Annotated in this window: 1 protein-coding gene and 1 pseudogene; both read left to right on the top strand. The window is 58.5% G+C overall.

Annotated features, from left to right (window positions below):
- A pseudogene (locus ACR0JX_RS19690) lies at positions 1 to 757 on the top strand (hypothetical protein); the annotation flags it as partial.
- Between the two features lie 4 nt (positions 758 to 761).
- The coding region (locus tag ACR0JX_RS19685) for a tripartite tricarboxylate transporter permease (RefSeq protein WP_480545516.1) at positions 762 to 1,104 on the top strand (343 nt) is incomplete at its 3' end.

Here is a 1,104-nt window from a genome sequence, read left to right as displayed (position 1 = left end):
CCGATGGCGCCGTCCGGGGTTTTTTCCCAAACCCGGTGAGGGCCTGCAAGAGGCGGTGAACCGGGAATGCCGCGCGGTGCGTGACGGCGTTGGCGTATACGACGGTTCGCCGCTCGGCACGTTCGAGCTTAAAGGGCGCGATGCTCCGCGCTTTCTGGATTTTCTGTATTCGAACATCATGTCCAGCCTGAAGCCCGGCGATGGTCGCTATGGTCTTATGTTGTCGGATGACGGTCTGATCATAGATGACGGGGTGGCCTTTCGGCTGGATCAGCACCGCTGGATGATCTCGACCTCAACGGGCCATGCAGACGCCGTCAACCAGCACATGGAAAAGCTGCTTCAGACCGAGTTTCCTGACTGGCAAGTCATGATCACAACTGAGACAAGCCAGTGGAACAACGCCGCCATTTGTGGACCCCGCGCGCGCGATGTCATGCTCGCGCTGTGTACGGATATCGATCTGTCGCCCGAGGCATTCCCCTTCATGTCGTTCCGGGACGGTACGGTTGCGGGGTTCCCTGCGCGGGTTGTGCGCGTCAGTTTCACCGGTGAGCTATCCTTTGAGGTGTTGATCAAATCGGCTTCCGAACGCGTTTTGCGGTTTGTGCCAGTCGTCGCAATACTGGCCCCGCTGATCCTCGTTTGCGCGATGGCCTTTATTTTCCGACAGAACGTGCCCGCGCGCGGGGGGCTGATCTTCAAGCAAATCGAATACCACTACTACGTGACGCTTCGTCCGTTATGGAAAGACTGACCGGATGGACTTTATCCTTTCGCAACTGGCTGGGTTTGGGACCGCATTCGTTGGTCTGGCAGTGGACCCGCTGACCTATCCGTATTTGATTGCTTCCGTGTTCCTAGGCATCACGTTCGGCGCATTGCCCGGCCTGACCGCAACGCTGGCAGTGACGATCCTGACGGGATTTTTCGGCAACAAGATCCCATTGGACTATTCGCTTATCGCTTTGCTCGGGGCCTATGTCGGCGCGATTTACGGCGGCTCTTACCCGTCTATTCTGCTGAACATACCTGGCACAGCAGCCAGCGCGGCGACGGCCATGGGTGGCTACCCTTTGGCCAAAGGAGGTCGGGGGGGCGAAG

The organism is Ruegeria sp. AH7 (assembly GCF_056541325.1).
This window is presented reverse-complemented; position numbering and strand designations above follow the sequence as displayed.